Source organism: Aeromonas sp. QDB63, from assembly GCF_027707425.1.
Lineage (GTDB): Bacteria > Pseudomonadota > Gammaproteobacteria > Enterobacterales > Aeromonadaceae > Aeromonas > Aeromonas caviae.
Genome location: NZ_JAPCIS010000038.1, coordinates 18,957 through 39,687, shown reverse-complemented (window position 1 = coordinate 39,687; position 20,731 = coordinate 18,957). Strand labels below are relative to the sequence as shown.

The following is a 20,731-nucleotide window of genomic DNA, read 5'->3' as shown; positions in this document are numbered from 1 at the left end:
AGAGTATAAGATCACACCCTGTTCGGTCGGTCAAATCCTCGTGCCCTGCTTAAAAAACGTTCGCGATCTTGCCCTGGTATGAGTCCTCAGTGCGTATAAGTGGCGAGGTGGCGTGGAAGATGATGCGCCAACTTTATTGGGCACATGATGGTTATGGCTATTCCAGACGAGGCTCTCCAATTAACCGGAGTAACCTGCGCAATTGGGTTTTACTGCGACATCCTCTGAACCCTGAAAATAACAATGCCGCCCTGCAGGCGGCATTATCGAGATCCGGATCCGGCGATCAGATCAGGAAATCGTTCAGATCCTTGCCCAGCGCAACTTGCTCGGCGATGGCCTTGGGCATACGACCCTGACCGGTCCAGGTCTTCTCCTGACCGTCTTCCTGGTACTTGTATTTCGCAGGACGGGGAGCACGCTTGCTCTTGGTGGTGCCCGCCGCAGCCGGAGCCGCCACGCTGCCGATCAGCTCACGGGGATCGATACCAGCCTGTTGCAGCATTTCGGTGAATTCATTCAGTTTGCGCTGACGCTCTTCCTGTTCGGCACGTTCCTGTTCAACGGACTCGGCACGCTCGTTATATACCAGGTCAAACTTTTCTTTCGCTTCTTGCAGTTGCTCAAACGGCAGTTCACGAATGGCAGCGCGCAAGCTGCGAATGTTCAGCAGAACCTTCAGAAACTCGTTCATTACTTCCTCACAGAATTATTTTTGTATGTCACAGGGATAACACGATTTGAGAATAGCATGCCCATTGGATAACAACATAATGTTTTTATACCATCCGGCAAAGCGCTGACACCATATGGACATTATTCACCGTGGTTAATTCCCTGCCTGATACTTATTGGGAATACTCTCACAGACTTTATTTCCTATTTTCCCCGGTTAATCTCAGGCTCACCTCATCCGTTGCTCACGCTGTTATCTCTTACCCGCGTCGCTCTGCGCCAAGTCATTTAGCAGCAGTGCCGGCCCTTATTGTACAAATAGTGCGCTCATGGGCATCACCTTCGCGGACAATAAACCAGGTCCCGTTTCAGGATGCCCCTTGCGCCTGATCCTGTATCCAGCGGATGAATGCCTGGATCTTGGGACACTGGCGATGAGGGAGGGTCGCCAGGTAATAACGCGGCTCGCAGCGCACCGCCATGTCCGGGAAGGGCATCACCAGCGCTCCGCTCGCCAGCGCCTGGCTTGCCAGCTGCCTGCGCCCCATGGCGACACCGGCGTGGTGGGTGGCGGCAAGGATCGCCAGATCCGCTCGATCAAATCCCATGTGTGACGAGCAGGCCTCCAGGGAGAGATGCCAGTGACTCCCCCAGGTGCGCCACTCGTCGCTGTCGGTGTCCAGGCCCCAGGCCTGTCTGTCATGGAGCAGGCGGCACTGCTGCAGATTCCCCACCTCCCCCATCAGACCGTGGTCGCTGGCGTATTGAGGGCTGCACACCGGCACCATGTATTCATCCATCAGGGGGTGGATGGCCAGGCCCGTCGGGGTTCTGGCATCGAAGTTGAGGGTCAGATCGATGCCGTAGCCGTGCAGGTTGATGTGCTCGTTGCCCGTCAGCAGGTTGAGCTCGATGTGAGGATGCAGACGGGAAAAATCGGCGAGCCTTGGCACCAGCCAGCACTGGGCGATGGAGGGGCGCGAGTGCAGCGTCAGGGAGCCCGACAGCGCCTGCTCCCTGATCTCCAGCACCTCCTGATTGATGAACTCCAGGGAGGAGGTGAGCGCCCAGAAGATGCGCTGCCCCTCCGTGGTCAAGGCTACCTTGCGGTGAAAGCGCTGGAACAGCAAAAACCCGAGCGCCTCTTCCAGGGCCGAGATGCGGTGGCTCACCGCGCTTGGGCTCAAGGAGAGCTCGTCGGCGGCGAGCGCAAAGGAGCCGTGGCGGGCCGCCGCCTCGAAGGTGTGGAGCCTGGCGAGCTGATGGCTGCTGAGCAGCTTGCTCCTCACCCCTGGGTGCTCATCGCGTTGCATGGTTGGGCCTCCCTCTCTTTTATCTGGCGGATGATACCAGAAGGGCGAGGTTTGCATTCACCAGGAAGACTCAAGTCACCCGTATTCGAAGGTACAGCAGGGCAGATGACCATTTGCATCAACTGGGCTCATCCAAGCGACGCGTTTTATCATTTGTCACGGCAACGCTGGTGCCATTCAATGGGATGATTACGTCACCACCCCGAGAGGCTTTCATGACACACACCGACATTGCCGGGCTCATCGCCCGCTTTCCCCTGCTCGAACCGCTGATCGCCCTCACCCCTGTGACCTGGTTCAATCCGGGGGCCACCTCACTCGCGGAAGGATTGCCCCATGTGGGGCTCACCCGGCACGATGTGGCCGCCGCCTCCGCCCGGCTCGCCCGCTTCGCCCCCTACCTGTGCGAGGCCTTCCCCGAAACCCGCGCCAGCCACGGCATCATCGAGTCCGGGATCGCCGCCATCCCGACCCTGCAGGGGACCCTCAATGGGCGCTATGGCGTCGAACTCACCGGCAGGTTGCTGCTCAAACAAGACAGCCATCTGCCCATCTCCGGCTCCATCAAGGCGCGCGGCGGCATCCACGAGGTGCTGGCCCATGCCGAACACCTGGCCATCCAGGCTGGGCTGCTGCGCGAGACGGATGACTATCGCACGTTGTTATCGGACGAGTTCCGCCACTTCTTCAGCCAATACAGCATCGCGGTGGGGTCGACCGGCAACCTCGGCCTCTCCATCGGCATCATGAGCGCCCGCCTCGGCTTTCGCGTCACCATCCACATGTCCGCCGATGCGCGGGAGTGGAAGAAGAAAAAGTTGCGCGAACATGGCGCCATCGTCGTGGAATATGCCGAGGATTACGGGGTGGCGGTGGAGCAGGGGCGCAAGGAGGCCGAACGCGATCCCGCCTGCTTCTTCATCGATGACGAGCACTCTCGCACCCTGTTCCTCGGCTATGCGGTGGCGGGCGAGCGAGTTAAAAAGCAGTTCGACGAGATGGGCATCAGGGTGGACGCCGACCATCCGCTCTTCGTCTACCTACCCTGCGGCGTCGGCGGTGGCCCCGGCGGGGTGGCCTTTGGTCTCAAGCTGGCGTTTGGGGACAACGTGCACTGCTTCTTCGCCGAACCTACCCACTCCCCCTGCATGCTGCTCGGGGTCCACACCGGGTTGCACGATGCCATTGCGGTGCAAGACCTTGGCATCGACAACCTCACCGCCGCCGACGGCCTCGCGGTGGGACGCGCCTCCGGTTTTGTCGGCCGCGCCATGGAACGCCTGCTTGCGGGCTTCTACACCCTGAGCGATCAGGAGATGTACGACCTGCTGGGGCTCCTGGCCCGGGATGAAGAGATCCGGCTCGAGCCCTCGGCACTGGCGGGCATGGCAGGCCCCTGGCGAGTGGCCGCCAACCTTGAGTGGCAGAGTGGGCAGGGACTGGATGCAGCCAAGATGGCCGGGGCCACCCACCTGGTGTGGGCCACCGGCGGCGGCATGGTGCCCGCCGAGGAGATGGAAAAATACCTGGCCTGCGCCCGGATCTGATCTTTTTTTCGCCCCCGTGACCCGCCGACCTGGCGGGTTTTTCTGCTGCGAGATCAGCAAGATGGCACCTCAGCCCTCGCCCCCATGACACAGACGGCCAGACTGCTGGACAGCCTGATTTGTCATCCAGCCCCACCGACTGGTTATTTTGTGATACGATAGAGACCGTTTTTTGACATCTGCGCCCCGTTGTCCCCTTTTTCCGGTGAGATAACCACCGGTTCCGGCGACCAACACCTGCCGGGCGCAGCACAACATGTGCCCAGTTCGAATCGCTCCTGCGTGACCTTGACGCCTGGAGCACTCCCCTCTGGGCACCTTAGATAAGGAGATCGGGCGATGAAACAATATCAAAGCTGGTTGGGACAATATCTGATGAGCCGCCGTGACGGAGACCACGCCATGGCATCCGAGCTCGCCAGCTCCATCTGCGAATTCTGGCAGGCCCGTGGAGATGAGGCCGAGACCAGCAAATGGCAGCAGATCTACGAGCAGCACGTGGAAAAAACCACCTGACGACCTGCTCTCCTCCATAAAAAAACCGGCGCTCATGGCGCCGGTTTTGCATTTCAACGACCCGGATCACATCTGGTCGATCATGTCCTGGGCGAACTGGGAGCAGGAACGCAGGGTGGCACCTTCCATCAGACGCTCGAAGTCATAGGTGACGGTCTTGTTGGCGATGGCCGCTTCCATCCCCTTGACGATGAGGTCAGCCGCCTCGGTCCAGCCCAGGTGGCGCAGCATCATCTCGGCAGAGAGGATGAGGGAGCCCGGGTTGACCTTGTCCTGGCCAGCGTATTTCGGCGCGGTGCCGTGGGTGGCTTCGAACAGGGCAACGCCATCGCCGATGTTGGCGCCCGGCGCGATGCCGATGCCGCCGACCTGGGCCGCCAGCGCGTCGGAGATGTAGTCGCCGTTGAGGTTCATACAGGCAATGACGTCATACTCGGCCGGACGCAGCAGGATCTGTTGCAGGAAGGCATCGGCGATGACGTCCTTGACCACGATGGTCTTGCCGGTCTTCGGGTTCTTGAAGGAGCACCAGGGGCCGCCGTCGATGAGCTGGGCATCGTACTCTTTCTGGGCCAGGGCATAACCCCAATCCTTGAAGGCACCCTCGGTGAACTTCATGATGTTGCCCTTGTGCACCAGGGTCACGGAGTCGCGATCGTTGTCGATGGCGTACTCGATGGCGGCACGGACCAGACGCTCGGTACCGGCCTTGGACATGGGCTTGATGCCGATGCCACAGGACTCGGGGAAGCGAATTTTCTTCACGCCCATCTCGTTTTGCAGGAAAGCGATCACCTTCTTGGCTTCATCGCTGTCCGCCTTCCACTCGATGCCGGCGTAGATGTCTTCGGCGTTCTCGCGGAAGATCACCATGTCGGTCAGCTCGGGGTGCTTGACCGGGCTCGGGGTCCCTTCGTAGTAACGGACCGGGCGCAGGCAGACGTAGAGATCCAGCTCCTGGCGCAGGGCCACGTTGAGGGAGCGAATACCGCCGCCGACCGGGGTGGTCAGCGGGCCCTTGATGGCCACGCAGTATTCACGAATGAAATCCAGGGTTTCGGCCGGCAGCCAGGCACCTTCGCCATAGACATGAGTCGACTTCTCGCCGGTATAGATCTCCATCCAGGCGATCTTGCGCTCGCCTTTGTAGGCTTTCTCGACCGCAGCATTCACCACATTCAACATGGCCGGGGTCACGTCCACACCGATACCATCCCCTTCGATAAACGGAATGATGGGGTTGTGGGGAACCTGCAGCTTGCCGCTGGCATCGACTGTGATTTTCTGGCCCTGGGTCGGGATAACTACTTTGCTTTCCATCGGCATCTCCTAACTTCCGTTTGTTATCAATCTGATCGTTGCGCGCGGCCATCTTAAGCCCATCCATTTGCATAATCAAATAGCGGGCATGCATGTCAGACCATAGTCGGGGAGTGGATCACAGTGCGCCTGAGGATCCCCTCCTCCCTCGCCGCCCTCAGGTCCTGACGAGGCGCAGGCCCCGTCCATCCGGGCCTCTTCATCTAGTGATGACAGCGTCTCCCTGCCCTCGCCGCCCCGAAGGCGCCACTCCCCCAAATCCCGTTCGCCTTTACATCGTCGTAACCCCTTTGGCGAGGCAAGGCGCGCCGGGGGACAGGCTGCCGGATCCGGACTAGGCTCTTTGCCAGTGATCGGGGCGCCCGGGGCGTGGCCGGTCATGAAGAGAGCACGACAACAAGGAGAACACCATGTTTATCGTCACCAACCGGATGGTCAACGAGCAGGGCAAGACCCCCAGCGAGATCTTTGGCGAAAAACCCGCAGAGGGCCCCAACGAACTGCGCCTCGCCGAGGCCCGGCGTCAGGGCAAGCAGTGGCAGCTGGACCTGCTGCCGGATCAGATCACCGCCGAGATGGCCGCCAGCGTCGGCCTTGACCCCGACCTCCCCCACCCGGCCAGCGCCTATGTGGCGCGCAAGCTGCTGGAGCGCTGCGCCGGGACCGGCAGCACGGCCAAACAGAAGCTCAAGACCGGCAAACACCTGCTGCTGTTCGTACACGGCTTCAACAACGATCTTGACGATGTGCTGGAGCGAGCCGCGGGGCTCGAGGCCCGGTACGGCGTCGAGGTGCTCTGCTTCAGCTGGCCCGCCAATGGCGGCGGCGCCCGGGGCGTGCTGAGCTACAAGAGCGACAAGCGCGATGCCCTGGCCTCGGCCGGGGCCCTTGACCGGGTGCTGGAGAAGATGAAGGGGCTGCTCGACGAGTTCAACGGCCAGTATGTGACGCAGCTGGAAGAGAAGGCCCAGAAGAAGTTCGCAGACAACGGCGAGGCCTGGGATCGCTACTTTGCCAAGGAGGTAAACAAGCGATGCCCCTTCACCATCAACCTGCTGCTGCACAGCATGGGCAACTACCTGTTCAAGCACCTGCTGGGCAGCACCACCTACCACGCCAACCAGCTGCTGTTCGACAACATCATCATGGCCGCCGCCGACACCAACAACGAGCTTCACGCCCAGTGGGTCGATCGCATCCAGTGTCGCAACCGCCTCTACATCACCATCAATGAGCGCGATGGTGCCCTGATGGCATCGCGCATGAAGATGGGGGAGCAGCAAAAGGCGAGGCTCGGCCACTACACCCGGCGGCTGGATGCCAGAACGGCCACCTACGTGGACGTGACCAATCAGCCCCATGTGGGGGACTCTCACGCCTACTTCGAAGGGGATGCCCTCGCCAACGAGAAGGTGCTGCGCTTCTTCCACACCGTCTTCAACGGCGGCACCGGCGAGAGCGCGGAGCTGTTCGATGCGGCCCCTCTATCGCCTCTAGCCACTGCGCAAAAAAACCACCGCCCCGAACAGGGCGGTGGTTTTTCATTATGCGCTCACTTGGTGGCCACAAGGCCGCCAGGGGCTAGTGTTCTGCCGCTTCCGGCTGGGGCGCTTCGCTGCGCTCCCGTTGCAGTTCATCGACCCTGGCCTGCCATCTGTCCTGGGCCTGTTTTTGCCCCTGGGACTCGAATTCCTGGCGCATGGTGTCGATTTTTTGGTCAAGTTTTTCCATCAGGATGTCTCCTTACATCTCGGGTTACACACTGGCTGACGGCACTGTTTGGCCAACCTGCTCACCCGATTGGACACCAGGTTTTCCCCAATTGTCCAACAAAATAAACGATTGATTATGCAAAAACCAATCTAGAAAATGGGTTAAAGCTCCTTATGAAACCCCATAAGCCACCCTGAAAACGCCTGATAAAAGCACTGTTTTTGCCATTGATATCAATACCTTGATATTTATAACTTGCTCAATGACTCCCTTGAGATCGGCATGACGAGGATATGCACATTTTTTTTCACAAAAACTCCCCGCTCTCCGGGCTTTGCGACCGGAAAGGCCCCCTTGTCCATCCAAAAATGCGATAGGTTATGACACAACCCATCTCTTTAATGGATAGATAATCCCCAACCCCGGCCCTGCGGCTTGCCAGCCCGACCACCAGCAGGTTCGCTTGTTACCCATCCGGGCATATCCCGCCCCACTCCCGCCCCGATAAAATGGGGCCGCACCGCGCCTGCTGAGCGGGTTGTTGCCGCCCTCATCCCCTCTCGTCGGAGTCATGACATGGATCTCTTCTGGTGGTTTGCCCTGCCCGTCGCCGCAGGCACCTTCTATGGGTGCTATTTCTGGAACCAGCGCCATGCCCAGCCCGACTGGCTGCGTCTGCCTACCCGCGCCGACTACCTGCACCAGCATCCCGAATGCGCCATCGACGATGAACTGGGGGCGCGCTGCTGCGCCTGCGGCTCCGACAAGGTGCTGGGCCACCCCCAGACCGGCTGGCCTGATCATCGCTTTCGCCACACCTGCCTCGCCTGCGGCAAGGCGCTCTTTCGCACCGAAGAGCCCCCTGTATAAGCATCCACATTCGCCCTTTTTGTATGGCGATGTATGGCGATGGCAGATGCTGACACCCGCGAAGCAGCAAAGAGCACATGCTCAGGGCAGGGAGACATCTCAGATGGAAAAGGATTTAACCGCACTGAAGCGCAAGTGGCTCAAGAAGCATCTGCAAGCGCTACGGGCAGTAAAAGACGAGGAAGAAGAAAAAGTAGGCATGCCAGGGTTTGTCGGCATCCTGTGCGCCCTGCTCCCCTTGCTGACAGCGGCTATCTATTTGGTCGGGATGCGATATTACCACGGCTATCTTGACCGCTTCGGCCTTGAATACACCGAGTTCTCCCAACCAGCGGATGTCACTCTTTTTCACGGATTCCTGCTGCTGCTACAGCTGCTCTTGCCTTACGTGTTCCCTCTCGTCATGACAGTTGGAGTGCTCTTTGCCACGCTCTCATGCCTGTTTTTCAAGGTGAGGTGGCGCTTGACTCTCTCATGGTGGGTGGTCCGCTTTTTTGTTCTGCTTCCCATCGTGATGAAGGGTGGGAAAATTGCCCGCACCTATCCCGCTCCATTTACATTTAGTTGTCTGATTTGGTTAAAGAATACCTATTTGAAATTTGCACTTTTCATGCTTCCTATCCTGTTGGTCATCTGGGCATCTGAATACACCAGACCCATGGGGGAGAAAGAGGCTAACAAGCAGATCACCCTCCTCGAACAAGGCAACTGGCCAGAGAGTAAGGCCCATAGCCAGTCCCCTCTGCTGGGGGATGAACCCCATATCCGCATCGGCTGCAACACCTCCCACTGCGCCTATCGCCTCAAGGGGGGTGACACCCTGATCCTGCGCCTCGACCAGATAACCGAAACCCGCTACCAGCCTGACAAGGCCGCGCCGAAATAGACGGCATGGCGCAGGCGTCCTGACAGAGAGAGCGCCGACCAGGTCAGAATGGGTTGTCGTTTGTGACCCTCTTTCGTACTATTGCCCGCCACTGCGAACCCCCTTTTCCGGCCCGGGCGTCATGCACAGCGCGGGCCCACAAACGGATAGCGATCCCATGACATCTCTGACCCACTGCTCGGTGCTGGCGATGACGCTGGTTGCACTGCCCGCTCTCGCCTCCGGCGACGGTGACGGGTGCGGCTTCTGGCTCACCGACTGCCCTCTCCCCACCTATCCGCTCTATCTCAACGAGAACGACACCCGGGGCAACCTGCTGATGCTGCTGGGGGATGCCCAGCATCACCCCCTCCCCTTCACCCTGCCGGCAGCTCCGCTGAACGAGCGCAGCCAGCCGCTGTTCTACCTCACCCGCCTCCCCCAGCCGGAGGAGGTGGAGGACCCGGCGCTGCGCGAGCAGCTCGGCAGCCGGCTGGCCGCCTACGACCCGTCCCTCCCCCCGCTGCTCGAGCACTACGCGGGCCATGACTCCCTCTACGGCCACGCCATCTCCAACTCCCTCTCCTCGGTCAGCGCGTTTCTGGACGCCCTCGAGCAGAGCGAGGTGCCCGCCCCGGAGCGCACCTCGCTGCTGCGAAGCCGTCTGCTGATCCTGGGGCAGCAGGAGAGCCCGGCCCCCGCGACCGAAATGAGCGGTGCTACCCTGGAGTGGCAGGGGTATCTGCAGGCCGCCCGGCACTTCTACGAGAGCCGCTTCGAGGAGGCCCGCGCAGGCTTTGCCGCCTTGCAGCAGGCCAAGGCCCCCTGGGTGGCCGAGAGCGCGACCTACATGGTGATGCGCACGGAGATCAACCTCGCGATGAAGGAGGCGAAGGACGAATACGGCGATCAGGACGTGACCAGGAGTGACAAGGAGGCCCTTCGCCGCGCCATGGCCCAGGGTCAGGCCTATCTGGTGGCCTACCCGCAAGGGCGCTACGCCAGCTCGACCAGAGGACTGTTCAGACGCATCCAGTGGATGGCCGGTGATCTCGGCGCCCTGCGGGATGCCTATGACGAGGCCATGGCAACCCGCCAGCCCTTGCCGGCGCTGGAGGCCCTGGTCAACGAGATCGATCTCACCCTGCTCAGTGGCGATGCCTATCGCCATCAGGCGGCCTATCAGGACTCGGCCCAGCCGGCGCTGCTGTTCGTCAATGCCCTGCGGGGTCTCAGACCGACCTATGAGCGGCCGCGGGACTGGCAAGATGCCCAGCTGGACGACGCCATCGCGCACCTGCAAAAAACCGGTCACCAGGCGCAGGCGGCCTATCTCAAGGCCTACGCCCTCTTTTTGGACAAGCAGTTCGAGCAGGTGCTGGCCCTGCCCTCCCCGGGGCAGGAGGACGCCACCCTGGCATTCAGCCACCAGATGCTGCGTATCTGGGCCTGGCAGGGCATGAAGGCCTTCGACAAGGCCGAGCAGGCACTGATGGCGCTGGTGGCCTCCCCCCTGGGTCAGGCCCAGCAGGCGTTCGTGGAGAACGTGCTGGCGGATCACTGGGTGCGCACCGGCAACACGGCCGCCATCTTCCAGCCGGGCAGCCCCATCACCCAGCTGCGCATCCGCGCGGCCGTGCTCAAGCAGGAGGCCGAACCTGCCCTGTTGCGCCAGCAAGCCAGTCAGGGCCCGAGCGCGGCGGAGCGGCAGATTGCGCTCCATACCCTGCTGGTACGGGATCTCATCGCCAGCGACCCGGCCACCTTCTTGCAGGATGTGGCCCTCATCCCCGCCGATTACAAGGAGGCGACCCCTCCCGCCGACGCGCCCTGGGAACCCGTGCCCAACGGGGATGTGCGCCTCTCGGCGTTCCAGTGGCGCGGAGAGGGGACGCCCCAGGGCTACCACTGCCGGGATCTGGCCCAGACCCTTGGCACCCTGGTGCAGCGCCCCGACGATGGTCATGCCCTCAACTGCTTCGGGGAGTATCTGCGCAGCCGGGATCCCCATATCGACCTGTGGCAGGATCGCGAGATGATCTGGGGGCTGGCGCAAGACGAGCGCCCCACGTTCCCGAGTCGCCTCGCCCTCTATCAGGCCGTGATGGCCAACCCCAAGGCGGAGCCCGAAGACAAGAGCTATGCCCTCTATCGCGCCATCCAGTGCTATGCCCCCTCCGGCTACAACAGCTGCGACAGCCAGGAGATCCCCAAACGCACCCGGCAGGCCTGGTTCAACACCCTCAAGCAGCGCTATGGCAACTCGGTGTGGGCCAGATCCCTCAAATACTACTGGTGAGCCATGAGCAGCCCCCCTGAACGCGCCCTTCTGGCGCTGCTGCTGACGGCCCTGGCCACCCCCCTTGAGGCCAGTGTCGATGCCAGCGCCTATGACGCCTTCTGGCTCTGGTCCGCCACCCGCCACCAGCCGGTACTGGAACAGGCCAGCACCCTCTATCTGCATCAGGGGGAGATCCTGGACAGGCCCGGCGGCTCCCGCTTCGTCAAGCTGGGGCGGGTTCCCTCCCCCCTCAAGGCCGGGCAGGTCTGGCTGGTGGTGCGTGTCAACGCCCTCCCCCTCTCCCCCGCCCACGAGCAGGTGCTGGTGCGCCTCTACGAGGGGTGGCGCGCGGCCGGGGCCAGGGTGGCGGGCATCCAGATAGACTTCGATGCGGCGACCCGCCAGCTCGATCGCTATGGCAACGCCCTGCAACAACTGCGGCGCGCCCTGCCTCCCGGGTGCAAGCTCAGCGTGACGGGGCTGCTCGACTGGGCGAAAACGGGGGACGTGGCAGAGCTCAATCGCCTGCCCGTGGACGAGCTGGTGATCCAGACCTATCAGGGCACGCGCACGGTGCCGGGCTATCAGGCCTATCTGCCCGCCATGGCGCACCTGACCATCCCGTTCAAGGTAGGGCTGGTGCAGGATGGGGAGTGGGATCCCGCCTGGCAGACAACACTGGCCGCCTCCCCCCATTACCGTGGCGAGGTGGTCTTCCTGCTCAACCGCCCGGCGCCGATCCCAGGGACCAGTCCCCCTGTTCCCCGGCATGACGCCCACTGAGACGCGGGTGAACCCCATCGGGACACAGGGGCAAGGGCGTGCCCACGGCAAGCAGCCGTGGCAGACCCTGATCCGGCTGGTGGCATCCACACCGGGCGAGATGCCGTGCGAGAGGAACGCCGTCCGGGCCACCACATCGGTCAAGCCCGCCATCGTGCTGCGCGGCGCGCGCCGTCACAAACAGGGAGAGAAACAAGGATGACGTTTGTCGAGATGAACCCCGCCCACCTGCCGCTGGCCGCTGCTGGAGGCCGATCCCGCCGCGTCGCGCATCGCCGCCTACCTGCCCGGGGCCTGGGGCTTTGCCGCCCTGGCGGACAACGAGGTCGTGGGGGCCTGCGTGGCGGGCCTGGTGGGGGAGCAAACCGCCGAGATCTTCAACATCGCCGTTGCCCCCAACCGCCAGCAGCAGGGCATCGGCTCCGGCCTGCTGCGCTTCGTGCTGGAGAACCTGGCCGGGAAGGGGATAGGCCGCGTCGAGCTCGGTACCGGCAGCTTCGGTCACCAGCTCACCTATTACCAGCGCCACGGCTTTCGCGTCCATGCCGTCGTGAAGGATCACTTCCTCATCCACTATCCCGAGCCCCTGATGGAGCACGGCATCCAGCACAAGGACATGCTGCGCCTCTCCCTCGCACTGGCGCCGGACACCGCCTCCCCCTGACCCGAGAGGGAAGCCCCGCCCTCCCCCTGACGGCCGCCCCCTGTGGTACACTCCGCCATCCCCTGTTTTTGGTATGCATGCGATGAAATCAGCCCGCCCCCGTCTCTCCCTCTCCGCCCGCCCTGACGCAGGCCGCACGGCCAGCGGGCCTACCACGGCGCGCCCATCCCAACGCCGGGAGGCCCGGCACCCAGGGAGCGTCAACGAGCGCAAACCGGCCCCCGCCCCGGCGGCTCGCAAGCTGCTGCTCCTGAACAAGCCTTACATGGTGCTCTGCCAGTTCACCGACGAGGCGGGCCGCGAGACCCTCAAGGATTACATCAAAGAGCCCGGCATCTATGCCGCGGGCAGGCTGGATCGAGACAGCGAAGGGCTCTTGCTGCTCACCAACGACGGCAAGTTGCAGGCACGCCTCACCCAGCCGGGAGAGAAGACCCCCAAGACCTACTGGGTGCAGGTGGAAGGCATCCCGAGCGAGGAGAAACTGGCCGCCCTTCGCGCCGGTGTGGAACTCAACGACGGCATGACCCTGCCCGCCGGGGCGCGCATCATGGATGACCCTGTGGTGTGGCCACGCAACCCGCCCATACGCGAGCGCAAGGAGATCCCCACCTGCTGGCTCGAGATAACAATCGTAGAGGGGCGCAACCGCCAGGTGCGGCGCATGACCGCCCACATCGGCCACCCCACCTTGCGCCTCATCCGCTACGCCATCGGGGAGTGGACCCTCGATGGGCTCGCGCCGGGAGAGAGCCGCGCCCTGCCCGCCCCCGATCTGGCCCCCGCGCCACGACCAGCCGCCACGCAAGGCAAACCACGGGCATCCGCCGCAGCCGGGGGCACTGGCCGCAGTGCCCCCCGCACCGCCCAGCCAACAGATCAGGATCCAGCCCGGGGGCGGGACCGCCGCGGGGCAGACCCGCGCCAGGCCAATCGCAGCGGCGGGCGCACCACCGCCCGCCGTCCGGCTCGCACCAAGCCCTCTGAATGAAGGCGACAGCGGATCTGCATCGAGCGCCCCTGCCGGGGCACAGCCAACAAGACAAGGAGTCCTTATGAGCGATCACCCACCGCTGCCCACCCGCCTCACCGTGGCCGCTCTGGTGCACTGGCAGGGGCGTTTCTTGCTGGTGGAAGAGGAGATTGCGGGCCAGCGCCGCTTCAACCAGCCCGCCGGCCACGTGGAGCCGGGAGAAGATCTCATCCAGGCGGCCTGCCGCGAGCTGAAGGAGGAGACCGGACTCACCGCCGCGCCCACCGGCTGGCTTGGGGTCTACCTCTTCAAACCGGCGGACAGCGAGGCCACCTTTGTGCGCACCGCCGTCATCTTCGACCTTGAAAAGGCGCCCGGTCAGCACCATCCAGAGGATCCCGACGGTGACGTACTGGCCTGTCACTGGCTCAGCCTGGCGGAGATTGCCGAGTGCAAGCCCGCCCTGCGAAGCCCCCTGGTGTGGCAGTGTATCCAGGACTATCTGGCAGGCACCCGCCTGCCGCTGTCGGCCCTCAAGGCCTTCATCTAAGCGCCATTTGACGCTCTTTTTGACGCTATGGGGCCGAGACAAGAAAAACGATTTCCCGCCACCGGGCTTCCAAGGGGAACGGCGGCAGGGAGATGTGACCGGGGGCGCAAAACTCTGGTAGAATACGCCCCGTTTAAACGAACTGGTAACTTCGACTAATGACAGACAACAGCCAAATCAAGGTGATCGTCGGCATGTCCGGCGGCGTGGATTCTTCCGTCTCGGCCTACCTGCTCCAGCAGCAGGGCTATCAGGTCGAAGGCTTGTTCATGAAGAACTGGGAAGAAGACGACACGGACGAGTACTGCTCTGCCGCCCAGGATTTGGCTGATGCCAAGGCCGTCTGCGACAAGCTGGGGATGAAACTCCACACCATCAACTTCGCCGCCGAATACTGGGACAACGTCTTCGAGCACTTCCTGGAAGAGTACAAGGCGGGTCGCACCCCGAACCCGGACATCCTGTGCAACAAGGAGATCAAGTTCAAGGCGTTCCTGGAATTCGCCGCCGAAGAGCTGGGGGCCACCTACATCGCCACCGGCCACTATGTGCGCCGTGACGACAGCACCGGCCGCCCGCGCCTGCTGCGCGGTCTGGATACCAACAAGGATCAGAGCTACTTCCTCTATACCCTGAGCGAAGCCCAGGTGGGTCAGAGCCTGTTCCCGGTCGGGGATCTGGAAAAACCCGAGGTGCGCCGCATCGCCGAGCAGCTGGATCTCATCACCGCCAAGAAGAAAGACTCCACCGGCATCTGCTTCATCGGTGAGCGCAAGTTCAAGGACTTCCTGGCCAAGTTCCTGCCCGCCCAGCCAGGTCCCATCGAAACCGTGGACGGCAAGATCATCGGCGAGCATCAGGGGCTGATGTACCACACCCTGGGCCAGCGCAAGGGGCTTGGCATCGGCGGTCGTAAAGATGCCACCGAAGAGGCCTGGTACGTGGTGGACAAAGAGGTGGAGCGCAACACGCTCGTGGTGGCACAAGGGGAACACCCCCGTCTCTACTCCGACGGCCTGGTCGCGAGCCAGCTGCACTGGGTGGATCGCACCCCCATTCGCGCGCCGCGCCGCTGCACCGTCAAGACCCGTTATCGTCAGGAAGATATCCCCTGCCTGATCCAGCCCATCGACGACGAGACCATCCGGGTCATCTTCGACGAGAAGCAGGCTGCGGTGACCCCGGGCCAGTCCGCCGTCTTCTACGACGGGGAAGTGTGTCTGGGCGGCGGCATCATCGAACAACGTTTCAGCCATCCGGTCTAAGGGCTGGGCGCTCACGAGCGTCCGCGCTGTACTCCCTTCTCCCCTCGCGGGAGAAGGGTTGGGGATGAGGGGGTAACCACCCTCACCCTGACCCTCTCCCTGAGGGAGAGGGGACAGAGAAAAACAGTACTAGGCAGCGATACATGATTGGCAACGTCCAGGCCGGATCATGGCATCGGCCGGTGAAAGAACAGAACAGGGCTGTGAAGATATGAGCGACAAATTCCAAGACAGAACCATGGCCTTCGCAGGCATCTGCCAGGCTGCCTATCTGGTGCAGAAAGTGGCCCGTGACGGCTCCTGCGACGAAGCCTCCCTGCGCGAGAGCCTGCAAAGCATTCTGGTCACCAACCCCACGCAGCCGCTGGAAGTGTTCGGCAGCCACCTGGCCATTCGCGACGGCTATCGCGCCCTGGTGGAACAGCTGGGGGCCGACGGCAGCCAGAAGAATGCCGAGCTGACCCGCTACGTGGTGAGCCTGATCGCGCTGGAGCGCAAGCTCGCCAAGCGCAAGGACATCCTCAACATGCTGGGGGAGCGGATCAGCCAGATCGGCCGCCAGCAACAGCATTTCGATCTGCTCGACGAGCAGATCCTGGCCAACATGGCGAGCATCTACAGCGACCTTATCAGCCCCATCGGGCCGCGCATCCAGGTGGCGGGCACCCCGCTCTTCCTGCAGCAGCCCCTGGTGCAGCACAAGGTGCGCGCCCTGCTGCTCGCAGGCATCCGCGCCGTGGTGCTGTGGCGCCAGCTCGGCGGCAGCCGTACCCAGATCATCTTCGCCCGCAAGAAGATGGTGGAACTGGCCAAACGATTTTAACCCCCACACCAATCATCAGGAGTTCACCCCATGGAGCTGTCCGCGCTGACTGCCGTTTCCCCGATTGACGGTCGTTATGGCGACAAGGCCGATGCCCTGCGCCCTATCTTCTCCGAATTCGGTCTGCTGCGTTTTCGCGTCGAAGTCGAGGTGCGCTGGTTGCAAAAACTGGCCAGCCACGCCGGGATCCCGGAAGTCCCTGCCCTGAGCGAGGCAGCCAATGCCGTGCTTGACGGCATCGTCAGCAACTTCAACGAGCAGGATGCCGCCCGCATCAAACAGATCGAGCGCACCACCAACCATGATGTGAAAGCGGTGGAGTACTTCCTCAAAGAAAAAGTCGAAGTGAACCCGGAGCTGGCCGCCGTCAGCGAATTCATTCACTTCGCCTGCACCTCGGAAGACATCAACAACAACTCCCACGGCCTGATGCTGAAGACCGCCCGGGAAGAGGTGATCAAGCCTTATTGCGAAAAGCTCATCGGCGAGATCAAGCGCCTGGCCGTCGAGTACCGCGACATGCCGCTGCTGTCACGCACCCACGGTCAGCCGGCGACCCCGAGCACCATGGGCAAGGAGATGGCCAACGTCGCCTACCGTCTGGAGCGCCAGCTCAAGCAAATCATGGCGGTGGAGCTGCTGGGCAAGATCAACGGTGCCGTGGGCAACTACAACGCCCACATCAGCGCCTACCCGGATGTGGACTGGCACCAGTTCTCCGAGGAGTTCGTCACCTCTCTCGGCCTGACCTGGAACCCCTACACCACCCAGATCGAGCCCCACGACTATATCGCCGAGCTGTTCGACGCCCTGGCCCGCTTCAACACCATCCTGATCGACTTTGACCGTGACGTCTGGGGTTACATCTCCCTGGGTCACTTCAAGCAGCGCACCATCGCCGGCGAAATCGGCTCCTCCACCATGCCCCACAAGGTCAACCCCATCGACTTCGAGAACTCCGAAGGCAATCTGGGTCTGGCCAACGCCGTGTTCCAGCACCTGGCGAGCAAACTGCCCATCTCCCGCTGGCAGCGTGATCTCACCGACTCGACCGTGCTGCGCAACCTGGGTGTGGCGGTGGGTTACTCCCTGATTGCCTATCAGGCGACCCTCAAGGGCATCTCCAAGCTGGAAGCCAACGCGGACGCCATGGCCGCCGATCTGGACGCCAACTGGGAAGTGCTGGCGGAACCCATCCAGACCGTGATGCGCCGCTACGGCATCGAGAAGCCCTACGAGAAGCTCAAAGAGCTGACCCGTGGTCGCCGCGTCGACGCCGAAGGGATGCGCACCTTCATCGACACCCTGGAGTTGCCGGAAGCGGTCAAGGTCGAGCTGAAGAAGCTGACCCCGGCCAACTACATCGGCGACGCCCAGCGTCTGGTCGATCTGCTGAAATAAGTGATGTAACCGAACCGGCGGGGGCTCTGTCATGACGGCAGGGCCCCCGTTGATTTTGGCCCATTTGATATGATCACCCTCTATCGGGCCATTTCAGAGCCCTTGCCCAAGCCCGCCTTGGGCAAGCCCTCTCACAAGATACGAGAAGCACCATGTACCAACTCAATCTGGATATCGCTCACTTCCTCGAGCACTACTGGCAGAAGCGCCCGCTCCTCATCAAGGGCGGTTTCACCGACTTTCAGGATCCCATCAGCCCGGACGAGCTGGCAGGTCTGGCCATGGAAGAGGTGATTGAGTCGCGCCTGGTCACCCGCTTCAACAACAAGTGGGAGGCGGCCCACGGCCCCTTCGAATCCTACGATCACCTGGGGGAAGAGAACTGGACCGTGTTGGTGCAGGCGTGCAACCACTGGGTACCCGAGGTGCACGAGCTGGCGGTGCCGTTCCAGTTCATCCCGGGCTGGCGCTTTGACGATGTGATGGTGAGCTTCTCCACCCCTCACGGCGGTGTCGGCCCCCACATCGACAACTACGATGTCTTCATCACCCAGGGTCAGGGCAAGCGCCACTGGCGGGTCGGCGATGCCAAGCCCTTGAACGAGTTCGCCGCCCACGCGGCCCTGCTGCACTGCGAGCCGTTCGAGGCGATCATCGACGTCATCATGGAGCCGGGCGACATCCTCTACATCCCGCCCGGATTCCCCCACGAGGGCTACGCCATCGAGCCCTCCCTGAACTTCTCGGTGGGTTTCCGCGCACCGGACGCCAAGGCCCTTGTCTCCTCCTTTGCCGATCACCTGATCGACAACGAGATCCGCACCGAACGTTACGGCGACCCGGACCTCCAGCCCCGCGCCCGCCACGGGGAGATCCAGCCCCATGAGCTGCACCGCCTGCGGGAGCTGATGCAACAGGCCCTCGACGACGAGACCCTGTTCAAGGAGTGGTTCGGCACCATGATCTCCGAGGCCAAGCACGATCTGGACGTCAATCCGGTGGAGCCGGACTACAGCGCCGACGAGGTGGCCGACCTGCTGAGCCAGGGGGAGCCCGCCATCAAGGTGCCGGGGTTGCGCAGCGTCTGGTTCAGCGGCGAGAGCCGCACCTGCTACATCGACGGCGAAGCCTGGACCCTGCCAAGCGAGGATCCGGCCGCCATCGCACTCCTGTGCGACAAGGACATCATCACCCAGGACGCGCTGGTGGAACTGGCCGATCAGGCGGGCTTCCTGCAACTGCTGACCCGGCTGGTCAACCGCGGCTACTGGTTCTTCGGCTGATCCAGAGGGCTGCCGCCCCTCCCGGCGTGCCGGGAGGGGCGGCGTTTTTTCCGCTGTAGGCCTACCGGCTCCAGCCTTGCGTTGCTTCGTCCTGACGCCGCGGGAGGGAGTGACTACACTGGATGACGGCCAACGGCATCGGGCCGGATCGCCCCCGCAATGGGGCCCTGTTGTTTGTCATTTAACAACATGGGATCGGGCAGGATGCGGGGCCAGAAATGGGAACCAAATGGCCTCAGTTGCGGAAAATCAATTATTTTAGCCCCTAAAATGAGCTGTGATCGAAAACGTTATCTTTCAAATTGAGGCCGTTTTCGCTCAAAACGTTGTTTCTGGATCATAAAAAGTATCCAAAAACTGGTGTATATTGCACGGCGGAAATTCCTTAACCATGAAGACTGACATGAAAAAGACCAAAATCGTCTGCACCATCGGTCCCAAGACCGAATCCAAAGAAATGCTGGGCAAGATGCTGGATGCCGGCATGAACGTCATGCGCCTGAACTTCTCCCACGGCGACTACGCCGAACACGGTGGTCGCATCAGCAACCTGCGCGCTGTCATGGCCGAAACCGGCAAGCACGCAGCCATCCTGCTGGACACCAAGGGTCCGGAAATCCGCACCATCAAGCTCGAAGGCGGCAACGACGTCTCCCTGGTCGCCGGCCAGACCTTCACCTTCACCACCGACCAGACCGTGGTGGGCAACAAAGACAAAGTCGCCGTCACCTATGCCGGCTTTGCCAGCGACCTGCGCGTCGGCAACCGCATCCTGGTTGACGACGGCCTGATTGGCCTGGACGTCATCGAAATCACCGAGCGCGAAGTGATCTGTAAAGTGCTCAACAACGGTGACCTGGGCGAGAACAAGGGCATCAACCTGCCGGGCGTCTCCATCAAGCTGCCGGCCCTGGCCGAGAAAGACAAGCGCGACCTCATCTTCGGTTGCGAGCAAGGCGTTGATTTCGTTGCCGCTTCCTTCATTCGCAAGAAAGAAGACGTGCTGGAAATCCGTGAGCACCTGAAAGCCCACGGCGGCGAGAACATCCAGATCATCTCCAAGATCGAAAACCAGGAAGGCCTGGACAACTTCGACGAGATCCTGGCTGTCTCCGACGGCATCATGGTTGCCCGTGGCGACATGGGTGTCGAGATCCCGGTAGAAGAAGTGATCTTCGCCCAGAAGATGATCATCGAGAAGTGCAACAAAGCCCGCAAAGTGGTCATCACCGCCACCCAGATGCTGGACTCCATGATCAAGAACCCGCGTCCGACCCGCGCCGAAGCTGGCGACGTGGCCAACGCCATCCTGGACGGTACCGACGCAGTCATGCTGTCCGGTGAGTCCGCCAAGGGCAAGTACCCGCTGGAAGCCGTGACCATCATGGCCACCATCTGCGAGCGTACCGATGCCGTGATGCCCTCCAACCTGTCTGCTGCCAACGACAGCAACAAGCTGCGCATCACCGAAGCGGTTTGCAAAGGCGCGGTAGAGACCTCCGAGAAGCTGGACGCCCCGCTGATCGTGGTTGCCACCGAAGGCGGCAAGTCTGCCAAGGCCATCCGCAAGTACTTCCCGAAAGCCTGGATCCTGGCCATCACCACCAACAAGAAGACCGCTGCCCAGCTGGTGCTGACCAAGGGTGTGGTTGCTCACGTGGTTGACTCCATCGCCTCCACCGACGACTTCTATCGCATCGGCAAAGAAGCCGCGCTGGAAATCGGCATGGGCGTGAAGGGTGACGTGGTTGTCATGGTCTCCGGTGCCCTGGTACCGAGCGGTACCACCAACACCGCCTCCGTTCACGTACTGTAATCAGTCCTGAACCGATGAAAGCGGCGCCTGCGGGCGCCGTTTTTTTTTATCTCTCCCCCTGCTGCCCCTCTTG

General features: G+C 62.2%; 18 protein-coding genes and 1 pseudogene. 16 read left to right on the top strand and 3 right to left on the bottom strand.

The window, feature by feature from the left end; translation table 11 throughout:
- Nucleotides 1–286 precede the first annotated feature (286 nt).
- On the bottom strand, nucleotides 287–694 hold the full coding sequence (locus PG879_RS18045) for an H-NS family histone-like protein (RefSeq protein ID WP_010673634.1): 408 nt from the start codon (nucleotides 692–694) through the stop codon (nucleotides 287–289).
- A gap of 349 nt (nucleotides 695–1,043) precedes the next feature.
- Nucleotides 1,044–1,988, bottom strand: coding sequence for a DNA-binding transcriptional regulator DsdC (dsdC, locus tag PG879_RS18040; RefSeq protein ID WP_052814981.1), 945 nt, complete (start codon nucleotides 1,986–1,988; stop codon nucleotides 1,044–1,046).
- 215 nt (nucleotides 1,989–2,203) lie between these two features.
- Between dsdC and dsdA the strand changes: the two genes are divergently transcribed.
- A complete protein-coding gene (dsdA, locus tag PG879_RS18035; RefSeq protein WP_270830537.1) occupies nucleotides 2,204–3,535 on the top strand; it encodes a D-serine ammonia-lyase in 1,332 nt (443 codons plus the stop codon).
- A 339-nt stretch (nucleotides 3,536–3,874) separates the two neighbouring features.
- On the top strand, nucleotides 3,875–4,051 hold the full coding sequence (locus tag PG879_RS18030) for a hypothetical protein (RefSeq protein ID WP_010673631.1): 177 nt from the start codon (nucleotides 3,875–3,877) through the stop codon (nucleotides 4,049–4,051).
- A 66-nt stretch (nucleotides 4,052–4,117) separates the two neighbouring features.
- Here the strand turns inward: PG879_RS18030 and icd are convergent, their stop codons facing one another.
- A complete protein-coding gene (icd, locus tag PG879_RS18025) occupies nucleotides 4,118–5,371 on the bottom strand; it encodes an NADP-dependent isocitrate dehydrogenase (protein ID WP_010673630.1) in 1,254 nt (417 codons plus the stop codon).
- Between the two features lie 410 nt (nucleotides 5,372–5,781).
- On the opposite strand from icd, the gene PG879_RS18020 reads away from it, so the two are divergent.
- The 14 genes and pseudogenes from PG879_RS18020 (at nucleotide 5,782) to pykF (ending at nucleotide 20,658) form a co-directional block, all read left to right on the top strand.
- Entirely contained in the window at nucleotides 5,782–7,209 is a 1,428-nt protein-coding gene (locus PG879_RS18020; RefSeq protein ID WP_223931267.1) for an alpha/beta hydrolase, read from the top strand.
- 451 nt (nucleotides 7,210–7,660) lie between these two features.
- Nucleotides 7,661–7,954: a hypothetical protein gene (locus PG879_RS18015; protein ID WP_042014257.1), complete on the top strand. Its 294-nt coding sequence runs from the start codon at nucleotides 7,661–7,663 to the stop codon at nucleotides 7,952–7,954.
- Nucleotides 7,955–8,057: 103 nt separating this feature from the next.
- Nucleotides 8,058–8,840, top strand: coding sequence for a hypothetical protein (locus tag PG879_RS18010; protein WP_048208058.1), 783 nt, complete (start codon nucleotides 8,058–8,060; stop codon nucleotides 8,838–8,840).
- Nucleotides 8,841–8,997: 157 nt separating this feature from the next.
- A complete protein-coding gene (locus PG879_RS18005) occupies nucleotides 8,998–11,118 on the top strand; it encodes a hypothetical protein (RefSeq protein WP_270830536.1) in 2,121 nt (706 codons plus the stop codon).
- Between the two features lie 3 nt (nucleotides 11,119–11,121).
- Nucleotides 11,122–11,883: a DUF3142 domain-containing protein gene (locus tag PG879_RS18000; RefSeq protein WP_113978181.1), complete on the top strand. Its 762-nt coding sequence runs from the start codon at nucleotides 11,122–11,124 to the stop codon at nucleotides 11,881–11,883.
- Nucleotides 11,870–12,085, top strand: a complete 216-nt coding sequence (locus tag PG879_RS17995) for a hypothetical protein (protein ID WP_185975464.1) — start codon at nucleotides 11,870–11,872, stop codon at nucleotides 12,083–12,085. Before PG879_RS18000 ends, PG879_RS17995 begins: the two co-directional genes overlap by 14 nt.
- Nucleotides 12,082–12,547, top strand: a pseudogene (locus tag PG879_RS17990) (GNAT family N-acetyltransferase). The gene PG879_RS17995 and the pseudogene PG879_RS17990 overlap by 4 nt, the downstream one beginning before the upstream one ends.
- A 73-nt stretch (nucleotides 12,548–12,620) precedes the next feature.
- On the top strand, nucleotides 12,621–13,538 hold the full coding sequence (locus PG879_RS17985) for a pseudouridine synthase (protein ID WP_270830535.1): 918 nt from the start codon (nucleotides 12,621–12,623) through the stop codon (nucleotides 13,536–13,538).
- A 64-nt stretch (nucleotides 13,539–13,602) separates the two neighbouring features.
- Complete coding sequence (locus tag PG879_RS17980; RefSeq protein ID WP_143237835.1) at nucleotides 13,603–14,070, top strand: NUDIX hydrolase; 468 nt, start codon at nucleotides 13,603–13,605, stop codon at nucleotides 14,068–14,070.
- A 158-nt stretch (nucleotides 14,071–14,228) separates the two neighbouring features.
- On the top strand, nucleotides 14,229–15,335 hold the full coding sequence (gene mnmA, locus PG879_RS17975; RefSeq protein ID WP_010673619.1) for a tRNA 2-thiouridine(34) synthase MnmA: 1,107 nt from the start codon (nucleotides 14,229–14,231) through the stop codon (nucleotides 15,333–15,335).
- 211 nt (nucleotides 15,336–15,546) lie between these two features.
- Nucleotides 15,547–16,158, top strand: coding sequence for a high frequency lysogenization protein HflD (gene hflD / locus PG879_RS17970; protein ID WP_010673618.1), 612 nt, complete (start codon nucleotides 15,547–15,549; stop codon nucleotides 16,156–16,158).
- A gap of 30 nt (nucleotides 16,159–16,188) precedes the next feature.
- Complete coding sequence (purB, locus tag PG879_RS17965) at nucleotides 16,189–17,559, top strand: adenylosuccinate lyase (protein WP_041214787.1); 1,371 nt, start codon at nucleotides 16,189–16,191, stop codon at nucleotides 17,557–17,559.
- 152 nt (nucleotides 17,560–17,711) lie between these two features.
- The gene (locus PG879_RS17960; protein WP_010673616.1) at nucleotides 17,712–18,842 is read left to right on the top strand and encodes a ribosomal protein uL16 3-hydroxylase; all 1,131 of its coding nucleotides are present in this window, start codon (nucleotides 17,712–17,714) and stop codon (nucleotides 18,840–18,842) included.
- 403 nt (nucleotides 18,843–19,245) lie between these two features.
- Nucleotides 19,246–20,658 carry a pyruvate kinase PykF gene (gene pykF / locus PG879_RS17955; RefSeq protein ID WP_010673615.1) on the top strand — a complete coding sequence of 471 codons (1,413 nt, stop codon included), beginning with the start codon at nucleotides 19,246–19,248 and terminating at the stop codon, nucleotides 20,656–20,658.
- The last annotated feature ends 73 nt before the right edge of the window (nucleotides 20,659–20,731 follow it).

Coding starts and splice junctions, on each gene's coding strand:
- PG879_RS18045 (WP_010673634.1), bottom strand. CDS start 694: ATGAACGAGTTTCTGAAGGTTCTGCTGAACATTCGCAGCTTGCGCGCT.
- dsdC (WP_052814981.1), bottom strand. CDS start 1,988: ATGCAACGCGATGAGCACCCAGGGGTGAGGAGCAAGCTGCTCAGCAGC.
- dsdA (WP_270830537.1), top strand. CDS start 2,204: ATGACACACACCGACATTGCCGGGCTCATCGCCCGCTTTCCCCTGCTC.
- PG879_RS18030 (WP_010673631.1), top strand. CDS start 3,875: ATGAAACAATATCAAAGCTGGTTGGGACAATATCTGATGAGCCGCCGT.
- icd (WP_010673630.1), bottom strand. CDS start 5,371: ATGGAAAGCAAAGTAGTTATCCCGACCCAGGGCCAGAAAATCACAGTC.
- PG879_RS18020 (WP_223931267.1), top strand. CDS start 5,782: ATGTTTATCGTCACCAACCGGATGGTCAACGAGCAGGGCAAGACCCCC.
- PG879_RS18015 (WP_042014257.1), top strand. CDS start 7,661: ATGGATCTCTTCTGGTGGTTTGCCCTGCCCGTCGCCGCAGGCACCTTC.
- PG879_RS18010 (WP_048208058.1), top strand. CDS start 8,058: ATGGAAAAGGATTTAACCGCACTGAAGCGCAAGTGGCTCAAGAAGCAT.
- PG879_RS18005 (WP_270830536.1), top strand. CDS start 8,998: ATGACATCTCTGACCCACTGCTCGGTGCTGGCGATGACGCTGGTTGCA.
- PG879_RS18000 (WP_113978181.1), top strand. CDS start 11,122: ATGAGCAGCCCCCCTGAACGCGCCCTTCTGGCGCTGCTGCTGACGGCC.
- PG879_RS17995 (WP_185975464.1), top strand. CDS start 11,870: ATGACGCCCACTGAGACGCGGGTGAACCCCATCGGGACACAGGGGCAA.
- PG879_RS17985 (WP_270830535.1), top strand. CDS start 12,621: ATGCATGCGATGAAATCAGCCCGCCCCCGTCTCTCCCTCTCCGCCCGC.
- PG879_RS17980 (WP_143237835.1), top strand. CDS start 13,603: ATGAGCGATCACCCACCGCTGCCCACCCGCCTCACCGTGGCCGCTCTG.
- mnmA (WP_010673619.1), top strand. CDS start 14,229: ATGACAGACAACAGCCAAATCAAGGTGATCGTCGGCATGTCCGGCGGC.
- hflD (WP_010673618.1), top strand. CDS start 15,547: ATGAGCGACAAATTCCAAGACAGAACCATGGCCTTCGCAGGCATCTGC.
- purB (WP_041214787.1), top strand. CDS start 16,189: ATGGAGCTGTCCGCGCTGACTGCCGTTTCCCCGATTGACGGTCGTTAT.
- PG879_RS17960 (WP_010673616.1), top strand. CDS start 17,712: ATGTACCAACTCAATCTGGATATCGCTCACTTCCTCGAGCACTACTGG.
- pykF (WP_010673615.1), top strand. CDS start 19,246: ATGAAAAAGACCAAAATCGTCTGCACCATCGGTCCCAAGACCGAATCC.